The organism is Serratia sp. A07 (genome assembly GCF_058725505.1).
The window spans coordinates 1-10,017 of sequence record NZ_JBZXDO010000060.1; the positions used below are offsets into that span (position 1 = coordinate 1).

At 57.8% G+C, this 10,017-nt stretch carries 6 protein-coding genes and 2 pseudogenes; 1 reads left to right on the plus strand and 7 read right to left on the minus strand.

Annotated elements, in window-relative coordinates; genetic code table 11:
* A partial coding sequence (locus tag AC4PR2_RS26410; RefSeq protein WP_492175720.1) for an AAA family ATPase occupies positions 1 to 2,435 on the minus strand: 2,435 nt, incomplete at its 3' end.
* Here AC4PR2_RS26410 and AC4PR2_RS26415 point away from each other — a divergent pair.
* Positions 2,435 to 3,597 (plus strand): annotated as a pseudogene (locus AC4PR2_RS26415) (IS3 family transposase); the annotation flags it as partial. The gene AC4PR2_RS26410 and the pseudogene AC4PR2_RS26415 sit on opposite strands and share 1 nt — an antisense overlap.
* A 134-nt stretch (positions 3,598 to 3,731) precedes the next feature.
* Here AC4PR2_RS26415 and AC4PR2_RS26420 read toward each other — a convergent pair.
* The 6 genes and pseudogenes from AC4PR2_RS26420 to AC4PR2_RS26445 all read right to left on the minus strand — a co-directional run.
* Positions 3,732 to 4,013, minus strand: a pseudogene (locus tag AC4PR2_RS26420) (colicin V secretion protein CvaA); the annotation flags it as partial.
* Positions 4,014 to 4,328: 315 nt separating this feature from the next.
* Entirely contained in the window at positions 4,329 to 4,928 is a 600-nt protein-coding gene (locus AC4PR2_RS26425; protein ID WP_492175721.1) for a DUF1120 domain-containing protein, read from the minus strand.
* Between the two features lie 9 nt (positions 4,929 to 4,937).
* Positions 4,938 to 7,373, minus strand: a complete 2,436-nt coding sequence (locus tag AC4PR2_RS26430) for a fimbria/pilus outer membrane usher protein (RefSeq protein WP_492175722.1) — start codon at positions 7,371 to 7,373, stop codon at positions 4,938 to 4,940.
* Positions 7,374 to 7,391: 18 nt separating this feature from the next.
* Entirely contained in the window at positions 7,392 to 8,099 is a 708-nt protein-coding gene (locus AC4PR2_RS26435) for a fimbria/pilus chaperone family protein (RefSeq protein ID WP_492175723.1), read from the minus strand.
* Positions 8,100 to 8,190: 91 nt separating this feature from the next.
* A complete protein-coding gene (locus tag AC4PR2_RS26440) occupies positions 8,191 to 8,880 on the minus strand; it encodes a DUF1120 domain-containing protein (protein ID WP_492175724.1) in 690 nt (229 codons plus the stop codon).
* A 105-nt stretch (positions 8,881 to 8,985) separates the two neighbouring features.
* On the minus strand, positions 8,986 to 9,645 hold the full coding sequence (locus tag AC4PR2_RS26445) for a helix-turn-helix transcriptional regulator (protein WP_492175725.1): 660 nt from the start codon (positions 9,643 to 9,645) through the stop codon (positions 8,986 to 8,988).
* Positions 9,646 to 10,017: the final 372 nt, after the last annotated feature.

Here is a 10,017-nt window from a genome sequence, read left to right on the forward strand (position 1 = left end):
GGCAGCATGGCGTGCGGTTGGGGGTATTTCTTGCCCGGCGACACATAGTGCGCCAGCGTGTCGCCGGTAAGTTGGCTACCGCGCAGCACCGCGCGTCCCAGCGCGTTGTCGGATAAAGGGACCGCTTTGCCGTAGAGCTCGGCGGCCGCTTTCTGGCTGCCCGGTGCCATCCCCAGTACCGCATCATGGGCCGTGGTGCGCGCCTTCGCCTTGCCGATGGCGTTCAGCCACCCGGCTTCGTTATCGGTGTACACCTGCACGTGCTCCTTGGCGCGCGAGAGCGCCACATAAGCCGACGCCCGGTTGACCAGCTGCTCACGCCCGCCTTCCACCCCCTCGAGCGTGATGGCAAAACGTTCGCTGGCACCCTGAGCACCGTGGGCGGTGATGGCATAGGCCAAATCGACGTGCCGGTCCTGTTGCTGTTCTTGGGGATTGACGGTACGGGTCTGTTGCCCATCGGAAAGCGTGACCGCGTCACCTTTTATCGCTTCGACCGTCCAGACGCTGTTGGCCACATGCCCGCGCTCGACGTCCGATTTGGAGAAGCGCATGCGGTCGCCCACGCTTACCTCGATGGTGCGCGGGTTGTACAGCGTGACGCCTTCGCGCACCGCACTGGCCGGGGAAAACTGTCGGGTATTGCCCTCGCTGTCCTGCAGGCTGACGGTACGGGACTGACTGTCGATGTCGGCCATCCGGTAGTAAGTGTTATCCAGCACGACGACGGCGTCCCGGTGACGCGCCCAGGTGTCCAGCTTGCGCAGCTCGCCGTCACGAATATTGGCGGTCTCCAGGATAGGCAGATTGACGGACTCCCCCTTCAGCTCGCCCGCCGCTTTGCGTTCCTGGTGAATACCGGCATTGATGATGTGCCGGTCGGCATTAAGGTGGGTGATGATCAGCGTATCGCGCCGGGCCGCCTCGGTACGCCCCAGGTAATCGCTGACAATCGCGGCATGAATGTCATCCGGCCCCTTGGCGGGATATTCAACGACCGACTGCGCCGGGACCCAGGCATCGGCTTGCCGGGGCACGTTGGCCGGCGTCACGGTGCGCACCACGCCCAGCGCACCGGGCACATCGTTATCAATCATCTTGTACACTGCCGGCTTCAGCTCGGGGGTCTGGCGCACAATCTCTTTCATGACCGCCATATCGATGGCGCTGCGCCCCTGCGCCAGCCGGAACGGAGCGCCCGGCGCAATCGCCTCCAGCTGGGCTTCGTCACCGCTCATCACCGCGCGGCCGTTGCCCTCGGCAATCAACGCGTAGGTGCGCGCCATGTCGCTGTTGCCCACCATCGAACTCTCATCCACCACAAACAGCGTGTTGCGGTAGTCCGGTTTCTCGCCGCCGGCGATCTTCAGCCCCTCATCGTGCAGGAACGACGCCAGCGTTTGCGCATCGACGCCGGCTGCCTGCATTTCCCCCACCGCGCGGTGTGTTGGCGCCAGCCCCACCACGCGAGGACGTTCGCTTTCAGGCAACTGCTCTATCCCGGCGAGCACCGCCTTGAACTGGGTGGTTTTCCCCACTCCGGCATAACCTTGTATTGCCACAAAGCGGTCGGTTGTGGTTAAAATAAGGTCAACAGCCTGCCGCTGCCCCTGGGTCAACGCCGATGTCTCATCCCTGTGCATCTGTTGGCCGGGCTCACTACTCTGTGTCGTGTCGTGTTTCGTTACCAGCGGCGGCAGGCTGTCCTTCCCGTCGGCTATCAGTCGTATAATACTTTTCTCCGCCTCAAAGCTGGCGCGCGAAACCAGCAAATCAGCCCCGACGCCGGGCGCGACATCCACTTTCAGCAGCTCCCCGCGTTTGACCTGCGCCTCGATTTCCGTCTGGATGGCCTCCATCGACACGCCTTTGGCCGCAAAACCGAGACTGCCGGCGAGCAGTTTGGCCTGGCCAAACGCGACGCTATCCCCTTCCAGCGTCGGAATGGCCAGATGAATGGCCTGCTGTGCCGGGGTAAACAGCCCCGATTTTTGCCCGGCGATCGCGGCATCAAGCCCCTTCTCACCGGCCAGTTGTTTGATCTGCTCGCCTACCAGACGGTACGCCGGATGCTGGGCGACTTTCTCCTGCGTTTTGCGCGCATCGAGCGCTGAATAGAGAGTGATATGCCCGCCACTGCGGGCGATGCCACTCAGCGTGGCGCTTTTAAGCTCGTTTTTCTTCACCGCGGCATAGACCGCCGCCGTACTGTTCACCGAGGCGCCGAGGCTTTCCACATACGCCGGCGCCACCTTGACGGCGCTGAAAACATCGCTGCCGACCGCGAGCGCTCGGTCCGCCGGCTTCTGCGTCGCATCCGGCTCGCTGGCCACGCGCACCTGCAGCTCGCCGGCTGTAGTGGCACACTGATACTGGCCACCTGATCGGAAGGTGATATTCTCACCTCCCCAACACCACAGGTGACCCAATGGCAAAACATTTCACGGCAGAATTTAAGCTCGAAGCAGCAAAACTGGTTGTCGACCACGGCTATACCTACGTTAAGGCCGCAGAGGCGGTTAACGTTAGCCATTCGGCTATTACCCGCTGGGTTAATAAGCTGCGACTTGAGCGCCAGGGGAAAACGCCCGCCGGGCTTCCTCTGACGCCCGAACAGCTCGAGTTGCGTGAAATGAAGAAAAAAGTTCAACGCCTTGAAATGGAGAACGAAATTCTAAAAAAGGCTACAGCTCTCTTAATGTCGGACTCACTCAACGGTTCACGGTAGTCGACAGGCTGAGAGCGCGGTATCCGGTTGCTGCGTTGTGCCAGACGTTTGAAGTCCATCGCAGCAGCTTCAGGCACTGGCAGGCTTCGGCTCATGAGCCAGACGGGGAGCGTGTAGCTAAGCGCAGTCAGGTCATGGAGGCGTGGAACGCCAGCGGCGGCTCTGCCGGCGCCCGTAGTATCGCTAATATCGTCAGCAGGGACTCTGGCGTCAAGATGGGCCGTTGGCTGGCGGGTAAGCTGATGAAAGAGCTGGATATCGCCAGTTGCCAGGTACCGGCGCACAAATACAAACGCGGCGGAAACGAACATGTTGAAATACCGAACCATCTCGACCGGCAGTTCGCCGTTACCGCGCCGGACCAGGTCTGGTGCGGCGATGTGACCTATATCTGGACAGGCAAATGCTGGGCTTATCTGGCGGTGGTGCTCGACCTGTTCGCCCGTAAACCGGTGGGGTGGGCCATGTCGACGTCGCCGGACTCGGCATTGACGGTCAGGGCATTGCAGATGGCCTGGGAGCTGCGTGGTCGACCAACGGGAGTGATGTTCCACAGCGACCAGGGCAGTCACTATACCAGTCGTAAATACCGGCAGGCCCTGTGGCGCTGTCGGATAAAGCAGAGTATGAGTCGCCGGGGTAACTGCTGGGATAACGCCCCTATGGAGCGGTTCTTCCGAAGCCTGAAGACCGAATGGGTGCCGACGAAGGGATACAACAGCTTCAGCGAGGCCCAGAGCGCGATAATCCGCTACATCACGGGCTATTACAGTGCCATCCGGCATCACTGGTATAACGGCGGTCTGACACCAAACGAATCTGAGCGACTGTACTACTTACAGTCTAATGCGGTGGCCAGTATTAGTTGACCACTACACCTCAGGGTTTTTGAGATTTTTGGCCAGTTCGTTAGCCAGAGCCTGCAACTGTTTTTCGTCCATAAATTAACCTGTTTTTGATGTTGGGTTGAACATATCAAAATCAGGCAATTACACAAATCTATGTACAGGCTCGCGCCGGCGGCAATCACCTGTCCTTCGGTGACAAATTGCTTGACCACCACCCCCTGTACGGCGGAATAGACGTTGGCGGCACGGGGATAGGTGCTGATCTCACCGGTCACGTTAACCCGCCGGGTATAGGTACCGGCGATCACGAAAGTGAGAAACGCGATGAGAAAAAACAGGCAGAGCCCTGCCGTAAGCCAAAAGGGAATGCCGGGCAACAGCAATGCCCGACCTCGCCATTTCAAGTTCTGGTTATCGATCGCTTCCTGGCGAAACACCGTTTTTCTTCCTTAAAAAAGGAAGGGGGAATGAAGTCCAGCCCCATTATGCCGTCAACAAATCGTTAAACACCAGCGTTGCGGTGAGTGGGCGTTTGATGGATTGTTGGACATAGAATAGAGCAGAAGCCGGGAATGAAGATATCGCCCGGTTATCCCACTGATGCATGAGCATATCAATATGCTGGAGCATTATACGTTCACGCTCCCAGAGGATATTTTAAAGGGAGAGCCGATAATATTAAATTTCAATATAAACAACTAATTATCTTCTTATCGTACGTTTTCGTTCCATTGGCCCTCAAACCCCTTATACTAGTCGTCCAGTGTCAGCGTCAGCATCGTTTCGCTGCGCTGCCGACTGCTTACGCGCGCATCGCTTTCCGCCAGTACCGGCTGTATCTCCAGCCGGGCAGTCAACATCTTGCCTTCCGCCAGTCTTCCCTGCATCACGGGCGCCAACCGCTGTCCCGCATTAAGCACCAGCCTTTGCCCGCCGCTCTCCGTGATAACACCGGCCGGCGTTATCGTGCGCAACTCCACCGCATTGCCGTCCAGCTGCGCATCCAGCAAGCTCAGACGGGTAGTGCCATGCTCACCGTAGCGCAATCCGCCGTTATGGTCCTCGCCCTCGACCCGCAGGCTCAATGTTCGCGAGTAGGGGCAGACCACGCTCACGGTCAGCGAGCGTGTCCCCGGCGAGACGCGGCCGGCCCCGATATCTTCCAATTGCCAGCGTGACATCATTCCGTAATCGACCACCAGATTGCTGACCGACAGTCTGCAGCGCGTATCCGGCGGTAATGTCGGCATCGGACTTGCTTCCAAGACAGGGGGTATGATGGGGTCGGCCTCACTGACACCCGTGACGCCCATCAACAGAGCCAGCAGCCACCGCTTCCAAAACATGTTCATCGTTTCTCCTTACCGGCAGGACGCCGTGGCATTTTCATAAAGGCCCGTGGTATCTGCCGTCTCCGGCAGATCGAGTTGCATCGTGCAAACCGTCTTGCCGGAACTCTGCACCTCCAGGCGCATCCCCGGCGCCGCATCCGGCACGAAGACCGTGCCGTCGTCCCCCACCACCGTGACCAGTTCACCCGACGCGCTGAACACGCTGGCGCCATGCGGCAGACGCTTGTTATCAGCCATTGCCGTGCCGACCAGCACGCGCCGGGTACGAAGCACATCGAAGTCCACCCGGCCGATGGCTCCCCGGGCCATCTCGCTCTCCTGCCAGGCGTTGCCGATATCGACATTTTTCGCCAGGCTGCGGGTATCAACCTGAATGGCCGAGCGCCGGTAGCCGTTCAGCGTCGGTATCACTGCATATCCCCGCCAGTCGGTCCATACCGGCCCCGCCGGCGTATCCAGCCGAACGCCGGACTCTTTCCCCACTCGCGCAATACCAAAGGTGTCGGCCACGCGGTAGGGAGACAGGGTGATACCGTTTTCATGCAATACAATGGCGCCGCCGGCACGCGTCGACCAGCTGGTATAGTTATCGCTGTCATGACTGACGCTGGCGTTCAACTGGCTGACCGGCGTCACGAAGTCCAGGTTGCCGCTGACCGACGTACGGTTATTGCGCAGGTCACGGTCGGTGGCAATGCTCCAGCCCCGGTCCTGACTGGTGCGGTCGCTGTAGCGAACGCCGGTGCGGGCGCTGCGCTTGGCGGTGTTCAGGTAACTGTTGATGTCACGCCCTTCGCCCAGTGGCATGCTGAATGACACGTACAGACGGTCATCCGCCTGACCATTAAGGGTACCGGTGTTGTGTTCGAGGCTGACGCCCAGGTAGGCGCGCCCAAACTGCCGACTCCAGCCACCGCGCAGGTAATCGGTGTTGTTGCCGGCAAAGGTGGTACTGCGTGCCCACGAGAGTGACAGGTTGCCCAGCCTCTCTGCCGACCAGTTGACGCCGCTGCCCCACTGATACCGGCTGCGGCTTTGGCTGTTGGGGTTGTCCTGGTCGGCCCGTTGCAGCGCATCACTCAGCTCACGATAGCCCGTGGTTTGCTGGCGCCCGTTGACGTTGACGCTCAGGCGCTCACTCAGGCTGTGGCTGAGCAGAGCAGACAGCAGGGTGCCGGTATTGCCGTGGTCCGCATCCTGTGCCAGGGTGCTTTGCAGACTGAGGCGGGTCGGTTCCCACAGCTGGGTATCCAGGTTCAGCGAACCGGCTCGGTAAGGCGCTGACCCCAGTACGCCGGCATTCAGGCTGGTAAATGGCGTAAGCTGCCAGCCGGAGGCCACCGTGCCCAGCAGTGGCGCCTTGCCGTCCTGCTGCTCGAGTCGGCCGGCGCCGAACGACAGCCCCGGAGAGACCAGCGGTGCACGCGCCAGCAAGGTGGCGGCCGGTACGATGAACTTTCGTATCTCGCCGTTGCTGCCGGTCAGGGTAACCTCCAGGTCGGTGCGGGTGTTCAGCAGGGAGAACCCCTGTAACCGGAAAGGTCCGGCCGGCACGGCGGTGCTGTAAACCAGCACGCCGGACTGACGCACCTCGACCACGGACTGCGTCTGTGCGACTCCCTCTACCAGTCCGGCACCACCCTGACCCGATGTCAGCGCCGAATCGGGAAACAGCTGAAAGCCCAGCACCTGGCCGGTGCCGAACAGCGAGTTGGAGAGGCTGACCTGACCGGCCTGCAGCACCTTTTTAATGCCGACGAAGCTGCGCTGCGCAAAGGCGGCCTGATGATTGATACGGTCATCACCGTTGAAGCGGGTAAAGGTCTGGCGGCTGCGGACTATCCAGTCACCGGCGTTGAATCCGGCTTCGGTACCCAGCTGGCCGAAATTGAGCCCCCCGGCGCCGCCAGAGGAACTCAGATACTGCGCGTCATAGTTGACCATGCCGGCCACGCCGCCGTGCTGCCAGTTACCGTCTCCAGTATCGGGTGTGCTGAGCGCTTCAGGCGGGACAACCAGGATAACCTTGCCTTCACCCGGTTCGGGCTGTATCTCGGCTTGCGGCCAGGCACGGCGCAGGTCAAAGCAGGCCGCGCCGTCAGCATAACCTGGAGGGGACACCAGTCCCGCCGCACGCTGAAAGGCACGGTCGGCGCAAAGCACACCCGCCTCATCAAATTTCACCCGCACCCGCCCGCGAGCATTGCCGTTGACAAAGAGCGCCACGCTACTTTCGCCGGGCAGAAAGCGAGGAGCCTGACCAAACAGCGCAGCAATGGCAGGGTCAATGCCGCGACCGCTCAGCACGCCGGTATCGAAGGTTAGGTTATCGTGGTTCTGAAGCTCATCTGCTGCCTCGACATGGCCGGCACAGAGTGCGGCAATCAATAGCGGAAGCAGACGTCGAAGTGGCCGAGAACGAGAGTAGTGTATCGCGTGCAACATCCTGTCACCCCCGTCTTTTTATGGCACCAGCGGCGCTTCATAACTGTCGACGGTAAACCCCCAGGTTGTGGCCGGCGAGATGCGTACTTTACCGGCCGCGCTGGCGTTGGCGTCACCGCGTTTCGCCTGCCTGGTCAGCGTCAGTTGCTGGCCCGGCAATACATAGGTGTGCGGCAGCATCCAGGTCGCCTGGTCAGGTAGCGTGGTCACCGCCTGGCCCAGGCGCACGACATACGCAGACGGGTTGTTGACGCTCAGGACCCCGCCCTTGAGTGACCATATCAGACGTTTCCAGGGCGCTTCATCCCGCGCGAGGCCGGCAGGGCGAATGATGATCGGCAGGTTCTGGCGCACCGTCATGCGCACCACGTTCTTGTCTTTTTCCTGTGGAGGCACGCCTTCAAACACCACGCGCTTGAGACGCTCTGTTTTGAGCGGCGTTTTGGCGGTCAGCATGAAGCGGATGCGCTGGGTCTTGCCGGGTTCAACGCGGGCCGCCGGTGGCGTCACGACCAGCAATTTTTCGGTGTCCTGCTCGATATCCTGCAGGGTGGTCAGCAGCAAAACGGGAAAGCTGTCAGTGTTTTGCAGGTTGATGGCGCCTTCATCATCGCCTTCCTCAACGATAACCACCGACGACTCGGGCAGCACGCCCGTCGCCTGGGCACTGGCAGAAAACAGCCACAGGGCTGCCGCGGAGGCTGCGCAAAAAGCAGAGAGGTTCATGCGAGAAATCATCCGTGTCGGTAAGCGAAAAGAAAAAAAGGCCGGTCACGACCGAAAAAAGACCGGGAGCGAGGCCCGGTCAACAGGTGAATTACAGGTAGACCAGCTCCAGGGTGGTCAGACCGTCCAGTTTGACGGGTTTGGTGAGGTCAAGCTCGGAGGCCTTGTTGATGTAGGCCTGGACATTCAGCTTGCCGGCCAGGGTGGTGAAGGCAATTGGCGTCAGGGTGCCAGGTTTAGACCACGTTGAGACCTGGTATTGATTGTCAAACATCGCACTCTTGCCTGTTGGTTCTGTTTTCCATTCATTTTTATCATAGCTGTAAATATAGCCAACTTTGTTACCATCAGCTAATACATCTGAAATGGCAAGGTTGTATCCCCCAATCTTTTTATCACCATCCAACCCCAAACCAACCACCTTAGAGCCGTTATCCCTGGAGATGCCTGCTGGAGCATCCCCTGCATACTTATCGGTTTCTGTTGTGCCTGCCACGGTATTAGGGCGGCCATTTATCGCAGTTAAACCCAACTTTGCCGGTGCATCACAGGTAATGGCAAAGTCCAGCTGTTTATTGTCCAGCTGTTTAAGTGCATCCTTATTTAAGGATTGTGGCGCAATGGTACCATAATCAATGGCACCGCCGCCGCTCAGCGTCGGTTTGCAGGCTGTTGGGGTGATGGTACCAATGACCTTCACATCAACGCTCTCGGCCATGGCGGCGGTAGAGGTGGCCAGCACCGCGAGGGCATAGGCGGTTTTCTTGACTGCATTCATCATGACGTATCCCTTTCATGTGGATTTATGGGTAAAGCCGGCAGAAAATTTTTGGCCGGCAGGTGCGGTGAGAAACTTTCTTCTCCGCGGTCAACGACCTCGCATTATTTAACGTTGAGGCGTGATAAAAAATTCATTGAGCCCCTGGATTTCCATTTTTCTTAGGGCATTGAGCTTGTGTGTACTGACGGTCTTGACCGAGACAAACCGCTTTCTAGCTATCTGCCAGGGTGATATGCCCTGAAGTAAATCCAGGATGATTTCCGTTTCCGTCGGCGTTAAATATTGAACACCATCGAAAGCGTCCCATTCCGCAGCCCAGACGGGAGCCGGCTGAATTGCCTTGATAACAGCATGCAAGTCCGGGCTCATATAACCCACCATCGAAGAGTCCTGAAGAAGCTTGCCAATATTGCTCAATGAGTCACGCAGTGAAGCAATAAAAACCATGCCCATAGCACGAAGAAATTTCAGAGTAGGAACATGTGCATTATTCACCAAGACAATGATTCGTGGCGGCGAGCGTAACGTTATAAATTTTTGTATTAATCTCAACTCCGCACTTGCATTCGTGCGTACATGGATAAATACATCATCAAACTCAACATTGCTGTCAAAGTTTGAATAAATTGCCAGGTAGTCATGATTTTTAAATAAGCACGTCACATGCTTGTGTGTAACATAATTCATCCCGTGAAGGGTGAAATTGCAAGGGCTAGAGATTGCAACTCGCCTCGTAACTGACTTACATGTCTCTCTGGCTTTCATTGGATTTCCAATGCAGCTTATAACTCCACCATCACAGTCGAAGCGTTGTGTTCGACACGTATAATACAGATCAACGCACTACTCTGTCTAGTCATCTCGATATTTTGGATTGTTATTTTTGATAATTTAGAATAAAATTCCGCTAAACTCTAAATCACAAAATATCAGATCGTTAAATAAAGATATTCTTATGTTTTACAGTCATTAATTGGTAGACGAATTTTAAACGCGGTTTCATATTTCTTATATGAGGAACAGTAGCACGCCTGCGGCGTGAGCTCGTCTGCTGCGCAGCCGAAGTACTTTCCCCCTTCATCGCCACGACTTATACTTTCCCTGCTTTCTTACCTAAAAACTCATATCAATCGGATA